General features: G+C 57.5%; 24 protein-coding genes. 6 read left to right on the top strand and 18 right to left on the bottom strand.

Annotated elements, in window-relative coordinates:
- Positions 1–13: 13 nt before the first annotated feature.
- The 5 genes from DW349_RS15805 to carA form a co-directional block, all read right to left on the bottom strand.
- A complete protein-coding gene (locus DW349_RS15805) occupies positions 14–946 on the bottom strand; it encodes an SPFH domain-containing protein (protein WP_108124148.1) in 933 nt (310 codons plus the stop codon).
- Positions 947–984: 38 nt separating this feature from the next.
- Positions 985–1,428 carry an NfeD family protein gene (locus DW349_RS15800; RefSeq protein ID WP_108124147.1) on the bottom strand — a complete coding sequence of 148 codons (444 nt, stop codon included), beginning with the start codon at positions 1,426–1,428 and terminating at the stop codon, positions 985–987.
- 43 nt (positions 1,429–1,471) lie between these two features.
- On the bottom strand, positions 1,472–1,948 hold the full coding sequence (gene greA, locus DW349_RS15795; RefSeq protein ID WP_108124146.1) for a transcription elongation factor GreA: 477 nt from the start codon (positions 1,946–1,948) through the stop codon (positions 1,472–1,474).
- A gap of 129 nt (positions 1,949–2,077) precedes the next feature.
- Positions 2,078–5,299, bottom strand: coding sequence for a carbamoyl-phosphate synthase large subunit (carB, locus tag DW349_RS15790; protein WP_108124145.1), 3,222 nt, complete (start codon positions 5,297–5,299; stop codon positions 2,078–2,080).
- A 78-nt stretch (positions 5,300–5,377) separates the two neighbouring features.
- Positions 5,378–6,514, bottom strand: coding sequence for a glutamine-hydrolyzing carbamoyl-phosphate synthase small subunit (gene carA / locus DW349_RS15785; protein ID WP_108124144.1), 1,137 nt, complete (start codon positions 6,512–6,514; stop codon positions 5,378–5,380).
- Positions 6,515–6,803: 289 nt separating this feature from the next.
- On the opposite strand from carA, the gene DW349_RS15780 reads away from it, so the two are divergent.
- Both DW349_RS15780 and DW349_RS15775 read left to right on the top strand, forming a co-directional pair.
- Entirely contained in the window at positions 6,804–7,601 is a 798-nt protein-coding gene (locus DW349_RS15780; RefSeq protein WP_108124143.1) for an inositol monophosphatase family protein, read from the top strand.
- A gap of 100 nt (positions 7,602–7,701) precedes the next feature.
- Positions 7,702–8,457, top strand: a complete 756-nt coding sequence (locus DW349_RS15775) for a helix-turn-helix domain-containing protein (RefSeq protein WP_108124142.1) — start codon at positions 7,702–7,704, stop codon at positions 8,455–8,457.
- A gap of 34 nt (positions 8,458–8,491) precedes the next feature.
- Here DW349_RS15775 and DW349_RS15770 read toward each other — a convergent pair whose 3' ends face one another.
- Both DW349_RS15770 and DW349_RS15765 read right to left on the bottom strand, forming a co-directional pair.
- Positions 8,492–9,451 (bottom strand): putative metalloprotease CJM1_0395 family protein, encoded by a 960-nt coding sequence (locus tag DW349_RS15770; RefSeq protein WP_157954225.1) that lies wholly within the window; start codon positions 9,449–9,451, stop codon positions 8,492–8,494.
- 12 nt (positions 9,452–9,463) lie between these two features.
- The gene (locus DW349_RS15765) at positions 9,464–9,700 is read right to left on the bottom strand and encodes a hypothetical protein (protein WP_108124140.1); all 237 of its coding nucleotides are present in this window, start codon (positions 9,698–9,700) and stop codon (positions 9,464–9,466) included.
- 281 nt (positions 9,701–9,981) lie between these two features.
- On the opposite strand from DW349_RS15765, the gene DW349_RS15760 reads away from it, so the two are divergent.
- From DW349_RS15760 to DW349_RS15750, 3 genes are all read left to right on the top strand, one after another.
- Complete coding sequence (locus DW349_RS15760; RefSeq protein WP_108124139.1) at positions 9,982–10,689, top strand: ComF family protein; 708 nt, start codon at positions 9,982–9,984, stop codon at positions 10,687–10,689.
- A gap of 389 nt (positions 10,690–11,078) precedes the next feature.
- Positions 11,079–12,860, top strand: coding sequence for a VanW family protein (locus DW349_RS15755; protein WP_108124138.1), 1,782 nt, complete (start codon positions 11,079–11,081; stop codon positions 12,858–12,860).
- A gap of 177 nt (positions 12,861–13,037) precedes the next feature.
- Complete coding sequence (locus DW349_RS15750) at positions 13,038–14,015, top strand: serine/threonine protein kinase (protein WP_108124137.1); 978 nt, start codon at positions 13,038–13,040, stop codon at positions 14,013–14,015.
- An 87-nt stretch (positions 14,016–14,102) separates the two neighbouring features.
- Here the strand turns inward: DW349_RS15750 and DW349_RS15745 are convergent, their stop codons facing one another.
- The 10 genes from DW349_RS15745 to DW349_RS15700 form a co-directional block, all read right to left on the bottom strand.
- On the bottom strand, positions 14,103–15,839 hold the full coding sequence (locus DW349_RS15745; RefSeq protein ID WP_108124136.1) for a hypothetical protein: 1,737 nt from the start codon (positions 15,837–15,839) through the stop codon (positions 14,103–14,105).
- Positions 15,840–16,111: 272 nt separating this feature from the next.
- Positions 16,112–16,582 carry a hypothetical protein gene (locus DW349_RS15740; protein ID WP_108124135.1) on the bottom strand — a complete coding sequence of 157 codons (471 nt, stop codon included), beginning with the start codon at positions 16,580–16,582 and terminating at the stop codon, positions 16,112–16,114.
- 160 nt (positions 16,583–16,742) lie between these two features.
- The gene (nusB, locus tag DW349_RS15735) at positions 16,743–17,192 is read right to left on the bottom strand and encodes a transcription antitermination factor NusB (RefSeq protein ID WP_108124134.1); all 450 of its coding nucleotides are present in this window, start codon (positions 17,190–17,192) and stop codon (positions 16,743–16,745) included.
- Positions 17,189–17,683 carry a 6,7-dimethyl-8-ribityllumazine synthase gene (gene ribH, locus DW349_RS15730; RefSeq protein WP_108124133.1) on the bottom strand — a complete coding sequence of 165 codons (495 nt, stop codon included), beginning with the start codon at positions 17,681–17,683 and terminating at the stop codon, positions 17,189–17,191. Before ribH ends, nusB begins: the two co-directional genes overlap by 4 nt.
- Before the next feature lie 50 nt (positions 17,684–17,733).
- Positions 17,734–18,861 carry a bifunctional 3,4-dihydroxy-2-butanone-4-phosphate synthase/GTP cyclohydrolase II gene (gene ribBA, locus DW349_RS15725; RefSeq protein WP_108124132.1) on the bottom strand — a complete coding sequence of 376 codons (1,128 nt, stop codon included), beginning with the start codon at positions 18,859–18,861 and terminating at the stop codon, positions 17,734–17,736.
- A 75-nt stretch (positions 18,862–18,936) separates the two neighbouring features.
- Complete coding sequence (gene ribD / locus DW349_RS15720; RefSeq protein WP_232819265.1) at positions 18,937–20,058, bottom strand: bifunctional diaminohydroxyphosphoribosylaminopyrimidine deaminase/5-amino-6-(5-phosphoribosylamino)uracil reductase RibD; 1,122 nt, start codon at positions 20,056–20,058, stop codon at positions 18,937–18,939.
- A 1-nt stretch (position 20,059) separates the two neighbouring features.
- Positions 20,060–20,518, bottom strand: coding sequence for a transcriptional regulator NrdR (gene nrdR / locus DW349_RS15715; protein ID WP_108124131.1), 459 nt, complete (start codon positions 20,516–20,518; stop codon positions 20,060–20,062).
- A gap of 409 nt (positions 20,519–20,927) precedes the next feature.
- On the bottom strand, positions 20,928–21,245 hold the full coding sequence (locus tag DW349_RS15710; RefSeq protein WP_108124130.1) for a c-type cytochrome: 318 nt from the start codon (positions 21,243–21,245) through the stop codon (positions 20,928–20,930).
- A gap of 70 nt (positions 21,246–21,315) precedes the next feature.
- On the bottom strand, positions 21,316–22,701 hold the full coding sequence (locus DW349_RS15705) for an L-serine ammonia-lyase (RefSeq protein ID WP_108124129.1): 1,386 nt from the start codon (positions 22,699–22,701) through the stop codon (positions 21,316–21,318).
- 84 nt (positions 22,702–22,785) lie between these two features.
- On the bottom strand, positions 22,786–23,694 hold the full coding sequence (locus tag DW349_RS15700) for a LysR family transcriptional regulator (protein WP_108124374.1): 909 nt from the start codon (positions 23,692–23,694) through the stop codon (positions 22,786–22,788).
- 117 nt (positions 23,695–23,811) lie between these two features.
- Between DW349_RS15700 and DW349_RS15695 the strand changes: the two genes are divergently transcribed.
- Positions 23,812–24,828: a zinc-binding alcohol dehydrogenase family protein gene (locus tag DW349_RS15695; RefSeq protein WP_108124128.1), complete on the top strand. Its 1,017-nt coding sequence runs from the start codon at positions 23,812–23,814 to the stop codon at positions 24,826–24,828.
- A gap of 8 nt (positions 24,829–24,836) precedes the next feature.
- On the opposite strand, the gene DW349_RS15690 is transcribed toward DW349_RS15695, so the two are convergent.
- A complete protein-coding gene (locus tag DW349_RS15690; protein ID WP_108124127.1) occupies positions 24,837–25,751 on the bottom strand; it encodes a DMT family transporter in 915 nt (304 codons plus the stop codon).
- Positions 25,752–25,754: the final 3 nt, after the last annotated feature.

Below are 25,754 nucleotides of genomic sequence, written 5' to 3'. Positions count from 1 at the left end.
CGGGCTGCCGGTCTTACTGACCGGTTCTCTTCAACACTTCCGACAGACCCGCAACCGCACCGCCGATGTTCGACAGTTCGGCTGGCAGAATCAGCGTGTTGTTGGTCTTCGCCAGCTTGCCGAATTCGCCGACGTATTGCTCGGCGATGCGCAGACTGACGGCGTCTTTACCGCCGGGTTCCTGAATCGCCGAGGCGATTTTGCGCAGGCCATCGGCGGTGGCGCTGGCGATCAATTCGATTTCCTTGGCGCGGCCTTCAGCTTCGTTAATCTGCTTCAGCTTTTCCGCTTCCGACAGGTTAATCACTTCCTGTTTCTGACCTTCCGAGACGTTGATCATCGCCTGACGTTCGCCTTCGGATTTGGCGATGGCGGCGCGCCGTTCGCGCTCGGCGCGCATTTGTTGTTCCAGCGCATCGCGGATACTGGCCGGCAGTGCGATGTCGGAAATTTCGTAACGCAGCACTTTAATGCCCCAGGGCGCGGCGGCTTCGTCGAGTGCTTTGACGACGACTTCGTTGATCTTGGCGCGCTCTTCGAAGGTTTTGTCGAGATCGGTCTGGCCGATTACTGAACGCATCGTCGTCTGCGCCAATTGGCTGGCGGCGTTGCGGTAATTATCGACGCCGTAACTGGCTTTGTGTGCGTCGATTACCTGGATGTACAACACGCCGTCGATGCCGACCTGGATGTTGTCTTTGGTGACGCATTCCTGCTGGGCCACGTCGATGACTTCCTCTTTCAAAGTGTGCTGGTAAGCCACCTTGTCGATGAAGGGAATCAGGATGTGGAAACCGGAGTCGAGCGTTTTGGAATATTTACCCAGACGTTCGACCACGAAATTAGACCGTTGCGGCACGATGCGCGCCGTCTTCAGAATGACGATGACGACGGTGATGGCAATGCCCAGTGCGAGGATGGTGCCGATATCAAAGAAGCCGTTCATGGTATGTCCTTATCGTGGGGGGATTGGGAGTGGAAAACTCAGGCCGGGCGATTGCGGCTGACCGTTAAACGAATGCCTTCGTTGCTGACCACCCAGGCAATGTCACCGGCTTTCAGGTCGTCGTCGCTCAGTGCATCCCAGGCGACGCCGTTCAGAATGACGCGGCCGGCGCCTTGGGCAAAATCGGTTTCGACGATAACGCGCTCACCGATGTCCTGGCGAAAGGCGCTGTGGTTTTCGCCCTGGTTAGCGGTGAAACCACCGAACCAGGCTTTCAGGCGGCGGCGCGCCAAAATCAGCGTACCGAGGCTGACGACGCTGAATACGATCAACTGCCAGGCCAGGCTTTGAATCACGCCGGCCCACAGGGCGAGGCCGGTGACGAGTGCACCCAAACCGATGAAGACGGCGACCACACTGGTCGCCAATAATTCCGACAAAATCAGCAGGATGCCGACAACGATCCAAATCAAGGCATTCATCGAAAACTCCCTGTGCAATCCGACTGCGACAATTCAGTCCGGATTATTTATGTTCGACCAATTCGATTTCGTATTCCACGTCGCCGCCGGGTGTTTTTACCACCACTTCGTCGCCTTCTTCTTTACCGATCAAAGCGCGGGCGATGGGCGAGGTGACAGAGATTTTATTCACCTTCACGTTGGCTTCGTCTTCACCGACGATTTTGTAAGTCACACCCTGGTCGGTTTCCAGGTTCAACAGTGTGACAGTGCAACCGAAAATGACTTTGCCGGTGTGCGGGATGTCCTGAATGTTGATGACCTGGGCGTTCGATAATTTGCCTTCAATTTCCTGAATGCGGCCTTCAATAAAACCTTGCTGTTCGCGTGCGGCGTGGTACTCGGCGTTCTCTTTTAAGTCGCCGTGTTCGCGCGCTTCAGCGATGGCTTTGATCACCGCCGGGCGTTTGATTTGTTTCAGTTCTTTCAGTTCATTTTGTAAGGCGATTTCGCCTTCCAAAGTCATCGGGTGGCGTTGCATAGGGGTGCTTCCTGTTAAAACCGGACGGCAGACCGTCACGGAAAAATCGTTCGAATTCGCTGGCTGACTGATGGGCAAATAAAAAAGGACGCCGCAGCGCCCTTTTTGTCATTTTGGAGCGCTGTCGAATCAGGCAGTGTGCTTTTCGTGCAGATGTTGCAAGCGGCGCACGGCGGGGTTCTGAGCGAACTGCATTGCCATGACGGAGGCCTCTGCACCGGCCATCGTCGTAGTGTAGTAAACCTTGTGTTGCAATGCACTACGGCGGATGGCGGAGCTGTCGATGATCGACTGGCGGCCTTCGGTGGTGTTGATCATAAAGGCGATGTCACCGTTCTTGATCATGTCCACCAGATGCGGCCGGCCTTCTTTCACCTTGTTGACCACGGTTACGCTCAAGCCTTCGCTTTCCAGGAACTGAGCGGTGCCGCGCGTGGCGCACAATTCAAAGCCCAATTCGACCAGCGAACGCGCCGTCGGCAGAATGGTTTTCTTGTCACGATCTTTCACCGATACGATCACCTTGCCGGCTTCCGGTAAGCGCGTGCCTGCGCCGAGCAAGGCTTTGGAAAATGCTTCGGCAAAGGTGGTGCCTACGCCCATGACTTCGCCGGTGGATTTCATTTCCGGCGACAGAATCGGATCGACGCCAGGGAATTTATTGAACGGCATCACCGCTTCTTTGACCGAGTAATAATTCGGAATAATTTCCTGGGTGAAACCGAGTTCGGCCAGCGTCTTGCCGGTCATCACCTGAGCGGCAATTTTCGCCAGGGAAACGCCGATGGCCTTGGAGACAAACGGCACGGTACGCGATGCACGCGGGTTTACTTCGATGATGTACAGCTGCTCGTCCTGCCAGGCCATTTGCACGTTCATCAAACCAATAACGTTCAATTCCAGCGCCATGGCGGTGACCTGTTCGCGAATCAGATCGAGCGCTTTTTGCGGCAGGCTGTACGGTGGCAATGAACAAGCCGAATCACCGGAGTGAACACCGGCTTGTTCGATGTGTTGCATGATGCCGCCGATGACGACTTGCTGGCCGTCGCTGACGGCGTCGATATCGACTTCAATGGCCGCGTCGAGGAAATGGTCGAGCAGCACAGGGGCGTCGTTGGAGACGCGCACCGCATCGTTCATGTAACGCTCGAGTTCGCTTTCTTCGTAGACAATTTCCATCGCCCGGCCGCCCAGTACATACGACGGACGCACCACCAGCGGGTAGCCGATTTTTGCGGCCACGGCGAGCGCCTGTTCCTGGCTGCGCGCCAGGCCGTTATCCGGTTGTAACAGGCCGAGTTTTTCCGCCATCACCTGGAAACGTTCGCGGTCTTCGGCGCGGTCAATCGCATCCGGTGCGGTGCCGATGATGGGTGCGCCGGCGGCTTCCAAAGCGCGCGCCAGTTTCAGCGGTGTCTGGCCGCCGAACTGGACGATAACGCCCTTGGGTTTTTCCAGCTCGATGATTTCCAGCACGTCTTCGAGCGTGATCGGTTCGAAGTACAAACGGTCGGACGTGTCGTAGTCGGTCGATACCGTTTCCGGGTTGCAGTTGACCATGATGGTTTCGAAACCGTCGTCGCGCGCGGCGAGTGCGGCGTGCACACAGCAGTAGTCGAATTCGATGCCCTGACCGATGCGGTTCGGGCCGCCACCGATGACCATGATTTTGTCGCGGTCGCTCGGCGCGGCTTCGCATTCCTCGTCGTAACTGGAATACATGTAGGCGGTGCTGGAGGCGAATTCGGCGGCGCAGGTATCGACGCGTTTGTAGACCGGGCGAATGTTGTGCGCCCAACGTTTTTTGCGCACTTCCTGTTCGCTGACGCCGACCAATGTTGCCAGGCGTTCGTCGCTGAAACCTTTGCGTTTTAATTGCCGCAGACGGGTTTCATCGAGGTCTTTCAGGCCTGATTCACTGATGACTTTTTCTTCGTTGATCAGGTCTTCGATCTGCACCAAAAACCACGGATCAATGCCGGTTAAACGCTGCACTTCGTCAACGCTGAAATCGGCACGGAAGGCATCGCCGATGTACCAGATGCGCTCGGCACCGGGTTCTTTCAGTTCGCGCACGATGGTGTCGATGGCGCCGTCGGCGTTGAGGTCGACTTTCGGATCAAGACCGGCGGCGCTGACTTCCAGACCGCGCAGTGCTTTTTGCAGCGATTCGGAAAAATTCCGGCCAATGGCCATGACTTCGCCGACCGATTTCATCTGAGTAGTCAGGCGGTCGTTCGCTTGCGGGAATTTCTCGAACGCGAAGCGTGGAATCTTGGTGACGACGTAGTCGATGCTCGGTTCGAACGACGCCGGTGTCACACCGCCGGTGATTTCGTTGCGCAATTCGTCGAGCGTATAACCGACGGCGAGTTTGGCGGCGACTTTGGCAATCGGGAAGCCGGTTGCTTTCGACGCCAGTGCCGAGGAGCGACTGACGCGCGGGTTCATTTCGATCACGACCATGCGGCCGGTTTGCGGATCGACACCGAACTGAACATTGGAGCCGCCGGTTTCGACACCGATTTCGCGCAGCACCGCCAGCGAGGCGTCGCGCATGATCTGGTATTCCTTGTCGGTCAGCGTTTGCGACGGCGCGACGGTGATGGAGTCGCCGGTGTGCACGCCCATGGCATCGAAGTTTTCGATGGCACAGACGATGATGCAGTTGTCCGCTTTGTCGCGGACCACTTCCATTTCGTATTCCTTCCAACCGATCAGGCTTTCGTCGATCAGCAGTTCGTTGGTGGGCGACAGGTCCAAACCGCGTTCGCAGATTTCGTCGAACTCTTCTTTGTTGTAGGCGATGCCGCCGCCGCTGCCGCCCATGGTGAAAGATGGCCGGATGATCGCCGGGAAGCCGATCCATTCCAGAATGTCCCAGGCTTGCTGCATGGAGCGGGCGATGCCTGAGCGCGGCGTTTCCAGGCCGATGGCTTTCATGGCTTTGTCGAAGCGTTCGCGGTCTTCGGCTTTGTCGATGGTGTCGGCGTTGGCGCCGATCATCTGTACGCCGAACTTTTCCAGTACGCCGTGTTTTTCCAGATCGAGTGCGCAGTTCAGCGCTGTCTGGCCGCCCATGGTGGGCAGCAGGGCGTCGGGTTTTTCCTGTTCGATGATCTTGGCGACTTCGCTCCACACCACCGGTTCGATGTAGGTGGCGTCGGCCATCGCCGGGTCGGTCATGATGGTGGCCGGGTTGGAGTTCACCAGGATGACGCGGTAACCCTCTTCGCGCAGGGCTTTGCACGCTTGGGCGCCGGAGTAGTCGAATTCACAGGCCTGGCCGATGACGATGGGGCCAGCGCCGAGGATCAGGATGCTTTGTATGTCTGTGCGTTTGGGCATGGGTCAGTCGCTTCGCTTTGTGACGCTTGACGCATGGCGGGAGACGGGAGACGCAAGCTAGCGTCCGGCGTCTTCCGTTCAGCGTTTTGCGTGATCCATTAACTCAATAAAGTGGTCGAACAGGGGCGCGCAGTCGTGCGGGCCGGGGCTGGCTTCGGGGTGTCCCTGGAAGCCGAACGCGGCTTTGTCGGTGCGGTGAATGCCCTGAACGGTGCCGTCGAACAAGGAACGGTGCGTCAGTTCCAGGTTGCTCGGCAGGCTGTTGCCATCGACTGCGAAGCCGTGGTTCTGGCTGGTGATCATCACCGTTTTGTCGCTCAGAATTTCCACCGGGTGGTTGGCGCCGTGGTGGCCGGTCGGCATTTTCACCGTTTTGCCGCCGCTGGCGAGCGCCAGTAATTGGTGGCCGAGGCAGATGCCGAATACCGGGATCTCGGTTTCGAGAATTTGTTGAATCGCTTCGATGGCGTAATCGCACGGTTCCGGGTCGCCTGGGCCGTTCGACAAAAAGACGCCGTCCGGGTTCAGCGCCAGTACGTCTTTAGCCGGGGTTTGTGCCGGCACGACGGTCAGTTTGCAGCCACGATCGACCAGCATGCGCAGGATGTTGCGCTTGGCGCCGTAATCGTAGGCGACGACGTGGTAGCGCAGGTCGGCGTCGGTTTTGTTGCTGTGGCCTTCACCCAGTTGCCAACTGCCGGAGCGCCAGTCGTAGGCGTCTTTGACGCTGACTTCTTTTGCCAGGTCCATGCCTTTCAAACCGGCAAAACCGCGCGCTTTGGCGAGGGCGTCGGCTTCATCGATGTTGTCGCCGGCGACGATGCAGGCGTTTTGTGCGCCCTTGTCGCGCAGAATGCGGGTCAGGCGGCGGGTGTCGATATCGGCGATGGCGACGACGTTGTTGCTGATCAGGAATTCGCTCAGCGAGCCCTGGCTGCGGAAATTCGAATGCAGTAACGGCAAGTCACGAATCACCAGACCCGCGGCCCAGACGCGGTCGGATTCGTTATCTTCATCGTTGGTGCCGGTGTTGCCAATGTGGGGATAGGTGAGAGTGACGATTTGTCGGGCGTAGGATGGGTCGGTCAGGATTTCCTGGTAACCGGTCATGGCGGTATTGAACACCACCTCGCCGATCGATTCTCCGGGAGCGCCAATACTGACCCCCCGGAACAGACTGCCGTCGGCGAGAGCAAGTATGGCTGGCGTACTCAAGGATCCGTTCCTCTGTTCGTGCGAATGGATGTCCTGGACACAGCGCGGTTGCGGTCGGTTGCCGAAGCTGCGATTGCAACCTGACCGGCTGGACGATTTACTCGCCCCCTTTCGCAAAAAAGCGAGATGAAGTAGCCTCCATCCCGCTCGGAATTCGTCTGCGATGTGAAAGGTCGCGATCGCGTGCAGCGAACCGGGCGCCGTGCCCAAATTTCGGGGATTCTACCCAAGAAACCGCTGGGCTGTCCACCGCCGAAGGCCATGAATCCTGGCCGCCAGAGGAATTTTCATGTCGTTGAGCGCGCGTTTGTCATTCACTGAAGATCTGGCTGTCCAGGCCGGCCAATTGATTCGCAAACGGCGCGAAGCCGGCGACCTGAGCACCGATTTCAAAGGTGGTATTGAACTGGTAACCGATGCGGACCTGGCTTCGGAACAGCTGATCACCAGCGCCATTGCCGCCAGCTATCCGAACGACGCCATTCTGGCCGAGGAAAGCAACCGGGCGTTGAGCCAGGCGGAAATGAACGGCCCGCTGTGGGTGATCGACCCCATCGACGGCACCGTTAATTTCGCCCACGGCCATAACATGGTCGGCGTGTCCATCGCCTGGTACGACGGTGGTGAGGCGCAGGTAGCCGTGGTTTATAACCCCTTTTTGAAAGAATGCTTCACCGCCATTCGCGGCAAAGGCGCCTGGCTGAACGGTCAACCGATTCAGGTGTCGGGCAAGACCGAGTTGTCGCGTGCTGTGGTGGGTACCGGCTTTCCTTATGATCGCAACGCCCGTGCAGAATTGTTGCCGCGCCTGGCGCGTGTGTTGGAACACTGCTCCGATGTGCGTCGCCTGGGCTCGGCGGCCATGGACATTTGCTGGGTCGCCTGTGGCCGGTTGGACGCCTATTACGAAACCGTCAGCCCCTGGGATGGCGCGGCGGGGCAGCTGGTGGCACGCGAAGCGGGTGCTCAGTTGAGTCACTTTTTGCCAATCTCCGGCGAGCTTCCGGATGAGCTGGATGGGCACCACTGGCTGATCAGCACACCGGCCATTCATTCGGCGTTGAAATCGTTGTTAGCGGAAAGTTGATCGAGTTTCAAAATAGCGACGCTCAGTTGAATCGCCCTGTTTTTATCGTTGGGATGTGCGACGATTGGTCGCGTTTATGACTACCTAATGCCCAGCAATCATGTCTCAAACTGCCCAACTCGTCGAAACCCTCAAACGCATTCTGCGCGAGCGTAAGATTACTTATGCCGACGTTGCCCAACATCTAGACCTGAGCGAGGCAAACGTCAAACGGATGTTTTCCAAGCGCCATTTCACGCTGGCGCGGCTGGAGGAAGTCTGTTCCCTGGCGGGTACCGATCTGGGTTATTTGATGGCGCGCATGCACGAACGGGCGATGAACCTGGACGAGCTGACCGAAGCCGGTGAAGCGGAACTCGTCTCCAACCCCAAATTGCTGTTGATGGCGCAGTTGATGGTCAACCGCTGGCCGTACGAAGACATCATCGCCACCTACCAGATTGAAGAAGACGAGGCCTGTGAGCTGTTGGCGCAACTCGAATCGCTTGGGGTGCTCGAGCGGTTGCCCGGTAATCAGGTTCAAACCAAGATATCGCGCGATTTCTGCTGGATACAAAACGGACCCGTTCACCAGTTTTTCCGTCAGCACATTTCCAGTGAGTTTTTTGACTGCAACTTTGACCCGCGACTGGGTGAATTGCTGGTGTTTGTCGGCGGTATGTTGTCGCGCGAATCGAATCAGCGCATGCAAAACGCGATTCGCCGCCTCGCCAAAGAGTTCGACCAAATGAGTTTGGAAGACAGCCAACTGCCGCTGGATGAAACCTTCGGCACCGGCATGGTGTTGGCGATGCGGCCGTGGGAACTGAGTATTTTTACGCGGATGCGGCGTGGGCCGATTCTGAAAAAATTCTAAGCTGAGAAGTCAGGCGCCGATGGGGCCATCGGCGTCAGACGATAAAGTCCAGGTTGCGGCCCACTTCGGCCTGCTGATTGCTGTACTGCTCGCGCACCAACGACTGTTCATTGGTGGTCTTGCTTTGATTGAAAATGGCGTCCAGACGCTCCTGGGCGTTGTCCGCCTCAGTCGCATTTTCCGCTTGCTGCTGCTCGCCCGACTGCTCAGTCCGGGCTTCCGATTCCTGCTCAATAGAGCGGGATTCCTGAACTTCCTGTTCGTTGTCGGCACTTTGTACGCGTTCCTGCTGGCGCAATTCCACTTGCGCTTGCAGCGCCAATTGAGTGGCCTGGGCTGCAACAGAGCGATCCTGATTCGACGGTTCTGACGGTGCCAACGCCGCCTGACGCACCTGCAATGCCTTGGCGCGCGTGGCTTCCGGGTTGCCTGGAATGGGCGATAAATCAATAGGCACTTCGCCGGACACCGCATAGCGGCGGCCATCCGGGCCGGTGGTGTAGTCGAGCTTCATCGAGCCAGCGTATTGGCCGCCGATGGTCTGGTGAGCCTGTTCGTGAGTGCGCACTTCGCGGTCGCGTCGCGCCAAATCCCGAATGGTTTCCAGTTGTTCTTTCTGCACCCGCTCTTCAACGCGACGTTCGGCCAGAGCGCGGGCTTCGGAATCGGATTGGTTGTCGCTGTTGTCAACGGCTTGGCTGGGCTGAACCGGCTCAACAGCGTTCTGGTTTTGGCTTTGCGGTGCCGTCGTTTGAGGCGTTGTAGATGGTGCGGTGCTGGCAACAGTAGCCTGCTGACGCACATCGCGACCATTTTGATCTGAACGGCTTTGATCCGAACGATTCTGGCTGGGCGAGGAGGCTTCGCTTTCTTCGACCGGTGAAAATACGGCAGTTTCGTTGCGACGACGCAACTGAGCCTGTTGAGCCGGATCGCTCAACGGGCCAACGCTGGGGGTGACGGTGGTGGGTGTAAGGCCGCTGACAGTAGACACCAGAGTGCTCCGCTAAACTTCGATATCGAGCAAGCTGCCCAGGGTGGCTGAGCCGGCTTCAACAACGCGGGCGCTGGCCTGGACCTGAGTCTTGCCTTCAATCTGTTCAACCAATGGAGGCGCAAGATCGTCGGTGCCGCCCTGGTCAGCCGGAATGTTGGCACGAGCAATCTCCTGGCCACTGCGTGCCAGGGAATTCATGCCGGTCTGGATGCCGGATACAGCGGTACTAAAAACCGAACCAATCATTTCACACTCCGGGATGGTGTCCCTGGGGTTACGACGTAGATCGGGGCATCGGCCCCCAAACGTTTGAAAATCCGTTTGAAACGTTTGATTTGAGCATATTTTAATCAGCAGTCAGGGTGTTATTGTAACAAATTGTAAAATTTACTTAATTTGGCGGTAATTTTGCCGACTTAATCACAGTTCGACCCCTATTCCGCTCAGAAAGTCACTGTTCAATTGCAGCACTCTCCCGATCTTTTCTAAAGTAGCCGACCAAATTGTTGTAATTGAGTGCTGCAAGGATGCCGCCAACCCTTTCTTATTTGCCCAAAACACCCTGGTTAGATCGTTTCTGGGGGCTGCAATGCCCGCTCTGTGAACAGTCTGGCCGAGCCGGAGAACTGTGCGAGTTATGCCGTTCCTGGCTGCAACCGTTAGTCGACCCCTGCCCAGGTTGCGGCACACCTAACACTCTGACGCTGTTCTGTGGCCGCTGCCAACGCAAGCCACCGGCCTGGCGACGCCTGCATCTGGCCTGGCCGCTGACCGGCGCCAGCCGCTTTTTGATTCACCAAATGAAATACCACCAGGATTACGCCACCGCCCGGGCATTGGCCGGGCTTTGGTGGTCGCAGATGGCATCGAAGCTGAATCTGGAAACGGACGCCTTCCTGGCCGTGCCGCAACATCGAACCAAATTGGACCAGCGCGGTTTTAACCAGGCGTCCTGGCTGGCGAAGCTGTGGTCGCGTTCGGCGGCGGTGCCGGTGTGGCAGGGTGTGCGCAAAGTGCGGGCAACACCGGCGCTGGAAGGCTTGAACCGTCGTCAACGCAAAGCGACATTGGCCGGGGTGTTCGAAGTGACGCAGCCGGTGCCGAAGCGGCTGGTGATTGTCGATGATGTGTTCACCAGCGGCGCAACCACTGCCGAGTTAAGCGCAACGTTATTACGCGCCGGCGTGCAAACCATCGATGTCTGGACACTCGCGCGTACGCCGTTGGGCGATTAGCCAACGGCTTTGCTCTACCAGGCCGCGACACGAATCAACTGTTCGATATTGCAATTAGCGACATCGCGATTTTTTGTCGTGTGGCAGTAGTGTTGAAGCGGCACCGGCGGCTTCAAAATATAGAACCGGCTCACTTGCCTTAGTATCTGCGCCGTCCGCCTTTCCGGCTGATTGCATTTTCTTTTGAAGTACGATCGCCACAGGTTGAAGTGAACAGCATAAAGATACTGGCCGCCGGGAAGAGCAAAGAATATTTCATAGTACAGATTTAATTGCTATTTAGAGACGACAATCACCACGAAGCTCGCAATATATAGGAGCTATTTTTGTAACATGACACTTAGTGTTTAACTTGTATTTTGCCTAAGCCGGAAGGAGGATTTACTTCCATGGACGAAAGAGTGTGGTTAAGAAAAAAACACGATTTTTTGAACGAAACTATCTTCCTTATTAAGTCATTGATCTTGATTATCCTCCGATCATTTAAAAACAGGTTTCTTTTTAAACAGGAAAAATTTTGTAGTGGTGTTCAATTAAAAAGTGCACCTGTCATCGGCCTTTCTGAAACAATCCTATGGACGGCTGACGATAACGAACAGAACTGGATATTAACAGCCGGTAAGGTTCAGAACCTAAGAACAGCAACTCAGCAGATCAATGGTATTGAAATTCACTCCGGTAAGATCTTCAGCTTTTGGAAACACATTGGCAACCCACACTCCAGGCGAGGATATGTTACAGGAAGAGAGATCAGGGAAGGATGCATTGTACCAACCACTGCAGGAGGGCTTTGCCAACTCTCCAATGCACTCTATGATGCTGCCTTGAAAGCAGGCTTTGAGATCATTGAACGGCATAGGCACACAAAAGTTATCAAAGGATCACTCGCAGAGATAGATCGCGATGCTACTGTGAAGTGGAATTACATCGACCTTCGTTTTAGATCAAACCATTCGTTCCGGATAGAAGCGGAATTAACAACTGACAAGCTGATCGTACAGTTTAAAAGTTTATTGCATAGCAATTCCGCAAATAATATTTTCGTTGATTCTTTAATGCCACTGGCTAAATTAAACGATTGTTATTCATGTGGGAACGTCGGGTGCTTTAAATATCCTGGTAAAGCATTGAAAAAAAACACCCCCCAAAACATCACCACTTTTCTACTAGACGAAAAATGGAGCGAATACGAGACATATATAAAGAAAACGGCCACAGCAACAGATCATTTCATAATCCCTACTGCGCCCGGCAGTTATATAAAGCTGAAGCGTTACCAGTGGCCTGTTCAATATTCCCAGCAGGTTACTGCCGTCCCATGGTCTGCCTTGTACAGATCATTCAGTCTCAGAATATTGTCCCGATTGAAAAACAATGTTTTTTCACTAACGCTCCGGCTGGATGAGAAGCTAGCACAGGCCATGGTCCGGCACATTCCCGTGGAAAGTACTCACTTGGTGATCTCTCAGAACCTGCTTCCTTTTATATGGAACTGTGGTGCATTGGGAGGAAGGACTTTTGATGTACTGATGACACGTTTGCCAATGGAAAAAATACATCAACGCTTGGACATGGCATATCAAAAATATCCGGATAGTCAAACACTGAGTGACTTTCGGGCACCTGAAGTATTGATGGCCGCGGAAAACGCAGCCTTGACAAAAGCGCGCTACATTATAACCCCACACCAGGAAGTCGCCGCTATCTTCAATAATAAATCCATTCTACTGGACTGGATACTTCCCCCACCGCTGGCAACAAGGAAGACTTCCGGGAATACGATACTGTTCCCTGCATCATCGCTTGGAAGAAAGGGGGCTTATGAAGTTCGAAAACTGGCTCGAGAGCTCAATCTCTGCGTCAAAATAACCGGTAGCGCTAGCGAAGATGCCGCCTTCTGGGGCGATATTCCGGTAGAAAAAACAGGACAAGATCCTTTCGAAGGAATTCAATTAGTCATTTACCCTGCCTGGGTTGAACATCAGCCTCGCATTCTATTAAGAGCATTAGCAACTGGCCTACCGGTGATAGCAACCACGGCCTGCGGGTTAGCCCCTGCGGATAACCTAATAATTGTCTCAACGGGTAATTATGATGCGCTCAAACAAGCCGTTATCTCAACGCTACACCAATCCAATATTGAACGGACAACGGTTGTTTTATCGCCTTAACAGGTTCAGGCAAAATTATCCTCAGCTTTTCTGGCGCGGCTTTGCTAAAATCAATGAGGCAGATTTCATAATCTGCCCCCATGCTTTTTCAATTTATTCGCCATTATAAAATACTGCATTTTAAGTAAGGTCTCAGGCGCTTTATCAAATGATCCTATATGTAACAAAAGAGTTGCCATGACCGCCAACGCCCACCCTTATGAAACACTGAGCCAGGATCGCCTGATCGATTGGGTTGAATCCCTCGGACTGTGGTCCGACTACCGGCTGTACCCACTCAACAGTTACGAAAACCGCGTCTACCGGGTTGGCATCGATGAAGCCGAGCCGATGGTGGTGAAGGTCTATCGCCCCGGTCGGTGGAGCGAAGCGCAGATTCGCGAAGAGTTGGCGTTTACCGCCCAGCTCGCCGAAGCCGAAGTGCCGGTAGTGCCAGCGCTGGAGATTGCCGGTGATGTACTGCACCAGCGCGATGGCTTTTTCTTCGCCTGTTTTCCGATGCGCGCCGGCCATGCCTTTGAACTGGACAACGCCGACCAGCTATACCGCATCGGCCAGCACCTGGGGCGATTGCACAACGTCGGCGCGGCCGAGCGTTTTGCACACCGGCCGACGTTGTCGTTGCTCGAACCGTTCCAGCAAGCGCAACGCTTTTTCGCCGACAGCCCGCTGTTGCCAGACGATCTGCGCGCCAATTACCTGGCAACGCTGGAACCGCTGATTCGCTTAATGGCCGACCGTTTTGACCCGCTGTATCGCCAGTTACCGCAACTGCGCATTCATGGCGATTTTCACGCCGGCAACATTCTCAGCCGCGACGACCAACTGTTGATTGTTGACCTCGACGACACGGTGATGGGCCCGGCCGCACAAGACATCTGGAAATTGCTGTCCGGCGACATCAACGAACAACGGCTGCAATTGAGTGAACTGGAAGAAGGCTACGAGCAATTCCGGCCGTTCCCGAAAAAGGATCTGGCGTTGCTGGAACCGTTGCGCACGCTGCACATGGTGCGGCACACCTTGTGGATTGCGCAGCGCTGGGAAGACCCGGCGTTTCCGCGCGCGTTTTCCTGGTTCGACAGCGCACGTTTCTGGAGTGACCATTTGCTGGCGTTGCGCGAGCAGTGGGCCTTACTGCAGGAAATTCAGTAACAGGAAATTCAGTAGCAGGAAGACCAGTAAATCGTGTCGGGCAGACACAATAAAGGCGGCCAAGGCCGCCTTTTTAATAAGCAAAGATCAGGAAGTAACCGCCGTCGCCTGAGTGATTTCCAGGCGGATGGTGCCGTTGCTGCTGTTGCCGAAATCACGCACTTGAATGGTGTATTCGCCCGGCGTCAGGAACTGTTCGATCAGCGAGTTAGTGCCTTCGCCGCCATCGTCGTCTTCCAGGTTCAGGCCGCCGCCGGTCAGCGTCAGCACGGTATCAGCGGAACCAGAGGTGGCGCTGATGCTGACAGTGCGTGCGCTGTCGACCACCAGGCGGTAAGTCAACGGCTGGCCGTTGGTCATCTGGCCGTAAACCACATCGCCCGGCGCGACATCGCCGCTGCTTTGCACCCGACCGACAGCCTCAGATTGTTCCACCTGAATGGTGAAAACACCGCCGCTGTCGCCATAAGCCGACACCTGAATGCTGTACGTGCCCGGCTCCAGCAGGGTTTCAATACGCGAGTTGGTGCCGTCGCCACCGTCGTCATCGCTGACGTTGATGCTGTTACCAACCAGGGTGATCAGGGTATCGAAGTTGTCGGACGCCACGTCGATGGTCACTTCCGAACGCTCAGAAATGGTCAGGCTGTATTCGTTGTTGCCGCTGGTGTGCATGCCAGTCAGGATTTCGCCCGGCTCGATGCTGCCTGAATTAGTCAGCTCGCCACTGAACGGCTCGATGCGCGCGCGCAGATCGTATTCGCCGCCGTTGCCTTCGCCGAACGATTGCACCAGCACACGGTAGTCGCCCGGACGCAGCAACGACTCGATTTCCGAGTTGGTGCCAGAACCGGCGTCGTCGTTACGCAATTCGCCATCCGGGCCGTGCAGTTCCAGCACGGTGTCGAAATCGGACGACGCCAGGTTGATGGTCACTTGCGACAACTCAGTCAGGCTGAAGCGATATTCGTTGTCACGACCGTTGCCCAACACACCGATGATTTCATCGCCGTTGCTCAGCGGGCCGCCATTGCGCATGCCTTCCGGCATCAGGTTGGCGGTGGTCGTCAGATAGAACGCCTGGCCGCTGGTGGCCGCCACAGCAGCGCACTCCGATTCAGTCAGCGAAGTAGACGGACGTTGGCCCGGCAGCAGGCTGATTTCATAGTCGCCTGCCATCAGGTAAGTGGTCATGCGCAGTTCGGAATTGCCGCAGGCAAGGGCCGAATCGCGGAAATCGTCGCCACTGATGGTCAGGCCGAGACGGCCACTGGCGTCGATCAATTGCAGTTCCAGTTCAGTCGGGTCTTCGATGCGAATCGGGAAGCTCAGACGCTTGGCGTTGGTCATTTCCGCCAGCACCGATTCACCGGCTTCCAGTCGACGCGCCGTGCCAGTCGCTGCCACCGCGTCCAGCGTATAAGGGCCGAAAGCGTTGCTGTTCTGGCCGCTGACGATGAGCGTGACGCATTCGCCGGCTTCCGGGTCGATCAGAATCAAACCGCCGTCGCCATCGGTCGCCTTGTTGCTGGCGCCGATCAGTTTGTAGTCGGCGTCGAGCAACGACAGCCGGGCGCTGAACGGACCCTCAAACTGGTACAAGCCAATGGCGTCACCTTGGCCGTCGCAAAAACGGTGGCTGGAGTAGCGGGTACCATCGTTCAGGTTAACCGGGCTGGCGGACGTCAACTCGCCGCGCAAATCGTCGCCCAAGGGCGATACCGGCACCTCTTCCGCCTGGGCGGTTGTTGTTAAGGCAAAGGCGAGAGTGGCAGCCAAACTCAGGCTGGCCAGAGTGGGATAAGCGCTCGGGCGGCTCGTCATGAACAGGTCTCCATCGGGGGTGGGTCACGGCAGGGTCCAACCCGGCCGCACAGCAAAGCAGGGACTATAGGCAGGGCGTCTCATTTGGTAAAGCCGGAAACAGTGGATCGTGAGCGGGATCAGTGTTTTGAAATCGAGGGCTTGCGTTGCGTTTGAATTTGCGTTGGAGTGATAGTTTAAAAGCGAACTACAGAATAGTGTTTTCTTTAAAACCGTATATCAGCGAAGGCGGACTTTGCATTGAACTACCGCACTTGCCAGATTTTAGCTGACTATTGAAATCTGTTCAGTTCAATTATTTCCGGTCTTCCCATTAATTTATTTATAAATGAGCTCTCTAATAAAACCTTATTTCCCTGTTTGTAGATATGATATTTTTCATCGCTCTCGTCAGTAAGCAGTAGTGACTCAGATTCTTCTTCCATGAATTCTAAGTTGTGGTTTATCTCTTGTTCGGGATAACTGAAATAGTGAAACATCACTGGATTAGAGCCTAGTTTAAGTTCTACAGATGCCCAACTTCTAGGGTCGCTACTTTCGCTCGGGAGCCTTAGGAAAGCGCCTTCATAATTTCCTCTCCACATTTCTGAAATAGCTGAACTTTCGTTGGACTCCAATTGGATGGCTTCGTCCAAGGATCGTGTTGAAGCATCGTCGGCTTGGGCGTTTGCAATCAATGAGGCTGAAACAATGAAAGTCAGGCAAATACGAGATAGGGAGTAAAGACCGGTGAGTCGGCTCATCACAATCATCTCCATCGAATCGAACCACGGCAGGGTCCATCCCGGCCGCGTTTAACGGAGCGACATTAAGCAGCGTATCCGGCTTGGTAAAGCCGGATACGCTGGGAGTGTGAGGCGGGTCTGTTTTTGAAGATCAGCGGTTGTGATCAACCGCTGTAGATTAGCCTTTGCGGCTGGCCTGGACTTCCGGTTGGCGCAGGCTTTGGGCGAGTTTGTCGAGTACGCCATTCACATAGCGGTGGCCTTCGCTGGCGCCGAAGACTTTCGAGAGTTCCACGCCTTCGTTGATGACGACTTTGTACGGTACGTCGATGCGGTGCACCAATTCATAAGTGCCCATGCGCAGGATCGCCAGTTCGACCGGGGTCATGTCTTTGGTCGGGCGGTCGGTGAAGCGTTCGATGTTGTGGTCGAGGTCGGCTTTGGTGGTGGCGACACCGCGCAGCAGTTCCGAGAAGTACTCGCCGTCGACCTTGGTCATGTCGTTGTCGGCGTTGAACTCGGCTTCAATCTGACTGATCGGCGCCGACGACACCTGCCACTGATACAACGCCTGCACCGCCAAACGGCGGGCCTTGCGGCGGGCCGTCATGGAAGGACGATCGCTCATTCGGCAACCTCGATTTGCTTGAACAGGTTGACCATTTCCAGTGCGACCAGCGCGGCTTCGGCGCCTTTGTTACCGGCTTTGGTGCCAGCGCGTTCAATGGCTTGTTCGATGGAATCGACGGTCAGTACGCCGAACACGACCGGGATGTCGGCGGTCAGCGAGACCGAACTCAACCCACCAGCGGCTTCGCCGGCGACGAAATCGAAATGCGGGGTGCCGCCGCGAATCACCGCGCCCAGGGCGACGATGGCGTCGTAACGGTCGGTGGCGGCCAGTTTTTGGCACACCAGCGGCAGTTCGTAAGCGCCCGGTGCGCGCACCAGGGTGATTTGTTCGTCTTTGATGCCGTGGCGTTTCAGTGCATCGACGGCGCCGTCGAGCAGGCTTTCAACGACGAAGCTGTTCCAGCGGCCGACGACAATGGCGTACTGAGCGGCGTTGGGCGAGAAGTCGCCTTCCAGAGTGTTGAGTGAAGAAGTCAGTGTCGACATCGTTCCATTCCTGTTGGCGGAGCCGTGGCTCCGGTCAAAAAAAGCGCCGGTCAGTCACCGGCCGCGGCTATGTATTCTGTCACTTCCAGGTCGAAGCCGGAAATGCCTCCGAATTTGATCGGTGAGCTGAGCAGGCGCATTTTGCCGATGCCCAGTTCGCGCAGAATTTGCGATCCGGTGCCGATGGTGTTGTAGGTGCCGTATTTATCGACTTTCGGGTTGCGTCCGCGCGGTGCCGGTTCGCCTTTGCATTGGGCAAGTTCGGTGAGCACGTCGGGCGCTTGTTGGACGTCGAGCAACACCACGCAGCCGGCGCCTTCTTCGGCGACCTTTTGCAGCGAGGCGTCCAGCGTCCAGCCGTGGCCGCGCGGTGGTGCGACACCGAGCAGGTCGCGCAGTGTTTGCGCTACGTGCACGCGCACCAGCGTTGGTTCGTCTTTGTTGAACGGGCCGCCGAGCGTTAACGCTAAGTGGGTGCCACCGCTGACGTTGTCGCGGAACACCTGCACATCGAACGGGCCGTTGCGGGTGTCCAGACGGTTGAGTTCAACGCGCTCGATGGTGCGTTCGTTGAGGATGCGGTAATGGATCAAATCGGCGATGGTGCCGATGCGCAGGCCGTGTTCTTTGGCGAAGGCTTCCAGGTCTGGGCGGCGCGCCATTTCGCCGTCTTCTTTCATGATTTCGACGATGGCCGCAGCCGGAATCAAACCGGCCATGCGCGCTAAATCGCAACCGGCTTCGGTGTGGCCGGCGCGGCTCAATACGCCGCCGGGCTGGGCGCGCAGCGGGAAGATGTGGCCGGGCTGAACGATGTCTTCGGGTTTGCTGTTCGGATCGACCGCCACGCGAATGGTGCGGGCGCGGTCAGCCGCCGAAATGCCGGTGGTGACGCCGTGCGCGGCTTCGATGGAAATGGTGAAGGGGGTGCCGAAGGCCGAACCGTTGTCTTTTTTGACCATGGGTTCCAGGCCGAGGAAATCGCAGCGTTCGCCGGAGAGCGTCAGGCAGATCAAACCGCGCGCCTTGGACGCCATGAAATTGATGATTTCCGGGGTCACCTTTTCGGCGGCGACGATCAGATCACCTTCGTTTTCGCGGTCTTCGTCGTCCATCAGGATGACGGGTTTGCCCTGGCGAATGTCGTCGATGATGTCTGCAATGCTGTCCAATGCCACTGAGGTGACCTCTTCGCTGTGTTAATGAGCGGCCGGTTGCCGATCAGGTCGCAACCGACGCAAAAATGCTGGCTGTCAGGTTAGGGTAGCGCCCGGGCTTTTCAAGCGCGGACGCAGTGTCCAGAGTAGATCGTCGCCCAGGCTGCGGCGTTCGATAACGTTGAATCGCTGGGCGTCGCTGAGTTTGTCCAGCGCGGTCGCGTACAGCGGCCGAATGCTGGAACCGAGCAGCACCGGTGCCTGGTACAGCCGCACTTCATCCACCCAGCCGCCGTCGAGCAGGCCGGCCGCCAGTGTCGCTCCGGCTTCGATCCACACTTCATTAAAGCTTTGTTTGCCCAACCAATGGATGACCGCCGCCAAATCCAGCTGCTTGGCGTCGTTCAATGGCATTTCGGCCAAATGAGCGCCGGCCTTTGTCAGAGCGTCGCGCTGCGCTTGCGGTGCGTTCGGGCCGTGCAGCAGCCAGGTGTTGCCGTCGAGCGACAGCAGCCTGGCGTTAGCGGGCGTACGCAAATTCGAATCCAAGACGATGCGGGCCGGTTGGCGCTCGGTGTTGTCCAAACGCACGTTCAGCGAAGGATCGTCGCTCAGCACTGTGCCGACGCCGGTCAGAATGGCGCAGCTGCGGGCGCGACCGTGTTGCACATGAGCGCGGGCTTGTTCGCCGGTGATCCATTGGCTGTCGCCGTTGGCGAGTGCGGTCGCGCCGTCGAGGCTGGCGGCCAGTTTGAGCGTTAACCAGGGGTGGCCGGTGCGCATGCGTTTCAGAAAACCGACGTTCAGCGCTTCGGCGTCGGCGGCCAAGACGCCGCTGCGGGTGTCGATGCCGGCGGCTTCCAAACGCGCCAGGCCACGACCGGCGACTTGCGGGTTCGGGTCTTCCATCGCCGTCACCACGCGGCTGACGCCAGCCTTTATTAACGCATCGGCGCACGGTGGCGTTCGGCCCTGATGGCTGCAAGGTTCGAGTGTGACGTAAGCGGTTGCGCCCCGGGCACGGTCGCCCGCGGCAGCTAAGGCGTGCACTTCGGCGTGAGCTTCGCCGGCGCGTTGATGAAAGCCTTCGCCGACGACTTCGCCATCGCGCACCAGCACGCAGCCGACGCGTGGGTTGGGTGTGGTCGTGGTCAGGCCTTGGGCCGCCAGCGCCAGGGCGCGGGCCATCCAGAATGCGTCGTTGCGGTAGTCGGACACGTTAAGGCTTCTTGCTTTCCAGACGGTCGATCTCGCTGCGGAATTCGCTGAGATCCTGGAACGAACGGTAGACCGAGGCGAAACGCACGTAGGCGACCTGATCGAGTTCGCGCAGCTCGTCCATCACCGCCTCACCGACCCGGCGCGACGGCAGCTCGCGCTCGCCGGTGGCGCGCAGCGCCTGCTTGATGCGGGCGATGGCGGCTTCGACGTCTTCAACGCTGACCGGGCGTTTTTCCAGCGCCCGTTGCAAGCCGGCGCGCAGTTTGAATTCGTCGAAGGCTTCGCGGTTGCCGTTTTGTTTGATCAGCCGTGGCATTAACAGTTCGGCGCTTTCGTAAGTGGTATAGCGCTCGCCGCATTCCAGGCATTCGCGCCGCCGGCGCACCTGCTCGCCTTCGGCGACCAGACGTGAATCGATCACCTTGGTGTCCTGGGCTTTACAGAAGGGGCAATGCATGGCGGCGGCGCTGACTCGAAGAGTGTGAAATGGTCGGTGTTTTTAGAACGGCGTCAGTGTACTGGCAATGCACTCTTTTGGCGATGTATTCGGCCGCCTAAGAGGCTTGACTTTTGTCCGCGCCGCCTGGAATCGGGCTTGGCGGGTGGCGATTATTCACATCGCGCCAATGCACCGTCACGGTGCTTTATGGCGTTGCGGTGACGGTCGGTTAAAGCGTGAGCAATTTTATAACTTAATGATTTTGTTGGATATTTTTCTGTGTGGTCATTTTTTGATCAACAGAATGCAATCTCAGTGTCATGCCACCGGGGCACCCCTATAAAGAGGCTGTTCACAATTTTATCCACAGATTCTGTGGATGGATCCCGGGAAGGGCCGTGGCAGGCGGACTGGGCGGAATCGGGCCTCAGCGGCCCGGTTCCAGACTGGCGAAATAAGCCGCCAGATTGCGGATATCGTCGTCCGACAAATTGCCCGCCAGACTCCACATCACCGCGGCATTGCCGCCCTGACGATCGCGGCTTTTATAGGCCTGCAACGCCGACACCAGATAGGCCTCTTTCTGACCGGCCAGATTGGGGTACACCGGGGCGTTGGAAATACCAGTAACGCCGTGGCAGCCGACGCAGACACGCGCTTTGGCGCGGCCGGCGTCGATGTCGGCGGCCAGCGCGCTGGCACTGAGGCTTATTAACAAAACTACGAGCAGTCGTGCGAACGTCATGCGGGTTCCTGGTCAAAATGGGCATCGCGGCAGTGTAGCCCAATTGGAACGCCGGTCAGCAGCACGCCGTTCAACACACAACCACATTCACCGCCAAACCGCCGAGTGCGGTTTCTTTGTATTTGGCGGTCATGTCTTCGCCGGTCTGGCGCATGGTTTCGATCACCTGATCAAGCGATACGCGGTGATCGCCCGGTTCGCGCAGCGCCAGCCGCGCCGCTTGAATGGCCTTCACTGCGCCGAAGGCGTTGCGTTCGATGCACGGCACCTGCACCAGGCCGCCGACTGGATCGCAGGTCATGCCCAGATGATGCTCCATGGCGATTTCCGCCGCGTGTTCAGCTTGCGCGGGCGTGCCGCCGAGCACGGCCGCAAGGCCAGCGGCGGCCATCGACGACGCCACACCAATCTCACCCTGGCAGCCCATTTCCGCTGCCGAAATCGACGCATTGCGTTTGTACAACCAGCCGACGGTGGCGGCGGTGAGCAGGAATGTCTGCTCGGCGTTGTGGTCGAGCTGCGGCAGATGAAAACGGATGTAGGCGAGCACAGCGGGAATTACCCCGGCCGAGCCGTTGGTCGGCGCGGTGACGACGCGTCCGCCGGCGGCGTTTTCTTCGTTCACCGCCAGGGCGTAAACGCTGACCCAATCGATCAGCGCCAGATCGTCGGTCGTCGGTTGGGCTTTCAGGCTTTTCACCATGCGTGCGGCGCGGCGTTGGACATCAAGCCCGCCGGGCAGTGCGCCGGTTAATGTCATGCCCCGGTCGAGGCAGGCAAACATGGCGTCGAGAATGTGCTGACACCACTGCTTAACCTCGGCCTCACGGCTGCCCAGGCCGAGTTCATTGTCGCGCGTGACCTCGGCAATGCTCAGCCCGCTGGTGTGACAGCGCGCCAACAATTCGGTGGCGTTGAAAAACGGATAGGGGCGCGAATCCGGAAATTCGTTGAGCAGGTCGCGGTGCGCCGAATCACGCGCCAGTTCGTTGGCGATGGCGCCGCCGCCGACCGAATACCAGGTCTCGCTGAGCAGCACGATGCCGTTGGCGTCTTCGGCGGTGAAGCGCATGCCGTTCGGGTGTTCGGGCAGGAAGATGTCTTTGAAAAAGCGCACGCTCTCGTCGAGGTCGAAACGCACCGAATGCTGGCCGGCCAGCGGCAATTGCTGTTCGGTGCGCACGCGCAGGAAGGTCTGGTCGGCGTCTTGCGGGTCGATGGTTGCAGCGTCCAGGCCGCATAAACCCAGCACCACGGCTTTGTCGGTGGCGTGGCCGACGCCGGTCAGCGCCAGCGAGCCGTACAGATCGGCGCGTACCTGCGTTACCTGTTCCAGCAATCCCTTTTCCTGCAAATGCAGCACAAAGCGTTCGGCCGCGCGCATCGGCCCTAGGGTGTGCGACGACGACGGGCCAAGCCCGACTTTAAACAGATCCTGTACGGAATAGGGTTGCATGGGGTGCCGATCCAATCATCACGAAGCGTGCATTGTTGGGGCTGAACGCTGGCTTGTCGATGTGTTGCTGCTGCGTCACAACGGTTAGGGCTGTAGCGCTGACTTGCCAGCGCGGTAGCGTTCCAGTCGTTGTTGCAAATAGCTGCGCAGTGCCGTGACCGCTGGCGTTAACGACAACCGATGCGCGCACACCAGATACAGCGGTGTGGCTTCGGTCGGCCAGTCGGGCAGCAGGGCGCGCAACCGACCGGCGGCGAGATCGGCTTGAATGTCGAGCGCCGACTTATAAGCAATGCCGTGGCCGTTCACCGCCCAGCGGCGTACGCAATCGGCGTCGTCGCTGCTGCGGTCGCCGTTGACCTGTACGGTCTGGTCGCCAAAGCGCCAGCGGTCGTGCAGCCGGTCGCCGAGCACAAAACGCAGGCAGTTGTGTTGGCTTAAGTCGGCCGGCGTTGCGGGGGCGCCATGGCGTTCCAGATACGCCGGGGCGGCGCAGAGCAAACGATGGTTGTCGGTCAGTAGTGGCAGCGCGACCAGACTGGAATCTTCCGGCACGCCGTAGCGCAACGCCAGATCGACCGGCTGGCGGTAGAAGTCGCTCAGCCGGTCGCTGATGCGTAAGCGCAATCGCAGTTCGGGGTGGTCGGCCACGAAGTCGTCGAACCAACCTAATAGCAGATTCCGGCCGACGTCCGACGGCATCGAAATGGTCAGTTCGCCGGCAATGCGCTGGCGCTGCTGATTCAGTTCGGCTTCGCCGGCGCGTAACGCATTCAGCGCGGTTTTGGCGTGCACCAAATAGTGCGCGCCTTCGGCGGTCAGACGCAGGCTGCGGGTGGAACGCACCAGCAGCCGCAATTTCAATTCGGCTTCCAGACGTTTGATCGCGAGGCTGGCGACCGCCGGGGTGATGTCCATTTCCCTTGCCGCCGCCGACAGGCTGCCCAGTTCGGCCGCTTGCACCAACACTTCCAGATCGTCCAGACGCAGCATTTTCAACAAACCCTAGAAAGTAATTCGAGGATTCTGCGCTTTTTCTATAAAAAATGCTTTGCCATGCTGAGTGCATTCGTTCGTTCACAGATTCGTTCGTTCACAGAGAGTGATGCCATGAAAGCCGTTGCCTTTACCCAAAGCCGCGCCATCGAAGAAACCGACGCCCTGGTCGATCTCGACCTGCCGCTGCCCGAACCCGGCCCGCACGATGTGCGCGTCAAAGTCAGCGCTGTTGCAGTGAATCCAGTCGATACCAAGGTGCGCAAAAGCGCGTTGCCGCACCCGGGCGAGCCGCGTGTGTTGGGTTACGACGCTGTGGGTGTGGTCGATGCCGTGGGCAGTGCAGTCAGCGCTTATCAACCGGGCGACCGGGTCTGGTACGCCGGCGACATCAGCCGGGCCGGTTCCAACGCGGAATTTCAATTGGTGGATGAACGCATCGTCGGTACCGCACCAACCTCGCTGAGCGATGCCGAAGCGGCGGCGTTGCCGCTCACCGCCATCACCGCCTGGGAGTTGTTGTTTGATCGGCTGGAACTGGATCGGCGCGACACCAACGGGCAGTCGCTGTTGATTGTCGGCGCAGCGGGCGGCGTTGGTTCGATTCTGATTCAGCTGGCGAAACAGCGCACCAACCTGACCGTAATCGCCACCGCCTCACGCGCCGAAAGCCGCGACTGGGTGACGTCCTTGGGTGCCGATACGGTGATCGATCACAGCCAACCGATCGATCAAGCCTGGCAAGCCGCCGGCTTAGCGCCGGTCGATTACGTGATCAGCCTGACCCACACCGACCGCCATTTCGATGCGCTGATTGACGTACTGAAACCCCAGGGCAAGCTGGCGTTGATTGACGACCCGGACTTGATCGACGTGCGCAAACTCAAGCGCAAAAGTCTGTCGCTGCATTGGGAGTTGATGTTCACCCGGCCGTTGTTCGGCACCGACGATCTGATCTTGCAGCAACAATTGCTCAACACCGTGGCGAAGATGGTCGATGCCGGCCAGATTCGCACCACCCTGGCCGAGGTCGTCGGGCCGATCAACGCGACTAACCTCAAGCGCGCCCACGCCTTGCAGGAAAGCCAGCGCACCATCGGCAAACTGGTGTTGGAAGGCTTCGCCGACTGAGGTTGGCCTTAGCCGGTGATCGGCGGTGGCGCTTCCGGCGGCACCGGCTGCTGGCGTTTTTCCTGGCTCAGGAAAACGCCAAAAAACACCAAACCAATTGCCAGCCATTGCCAGAGATTGACGCGCTCACCCAACAGCAACATGGAAAACATCAAGGTGAAGGCGGGCAGCAAGTTGGTATAACTGGCGGAAACCGAGGCTTTTAAATAGGTCAGCGAATAGTTGTACAGCCCGTAAGCGCCAAGCGTTGCGACCAGTCCGAGGTAGACGATGATGCCGAAGGTGGTCAGCGAAATTTGTTGCGGCCAGTCGGACATCAACGCCAGCGGGAAGAAGAACACCGCGCCGACGCAAGCCTGGAAGGCGGTAATAAAGAAGGCGGAATAGCGGCGCGTCAGTTGCTTCACCGCCAGCGTATAGCCGACCGCTGCAACCATCGCCAACAATTCCAGAACGTTGCCCAAAATAGCGTTGGGTGCCTGGTCGTTGTCGTTGCCCGCCAGCGTCATCGCCACCACGCCGACCACGGCAACGCCAAAGCCGATCCACTGGCGCAGCAAGGTGCGTTCTTTCAATAAAAAGAACGCCGCTACCGCGACCATCAACGGCAACATCGCAGTGATCATTCCCGCCTGGCCGGCGCTGGTGTATTTCAGCGCCTGGGCTTCAAAAATGAAGTACAGACACGGCTCGAACAACGCCATGCCACCGAGCAGTTTCCAGTCGCCTTTCTGATAATTAAAGCCGTGCCGCAACCACGGCCAGACCACCAGAAACGTCAGCGCGCCGACGCACATGCGCAGGAAAATCACGATCATCGGCGCCAGTTCGGTCACCGCCAGTTTCAGCGCAATGAAGGACGTTCCCCACATCAGCATGGCAAGCAGTAACGCCAGATGGGCGCGAAGGGTGGTGTTGGGCATGGC

This window comes from Saccharospirillum mangrovi, assembly GCF_003367315.1.
GTDB classification, from domain to species: Bacteria; Pseudomonadota; Gammaproteobacteria; order Pseudomonadales; family Natronospirillaceae; genus Saccharospirillum; species Saccharospirillum mangrovi.
The sequence above is the reverse complement of the archived record's forward strand: the minus strand, read 5'-3'. Positions and strand labels throughout refer to the sequence as shown.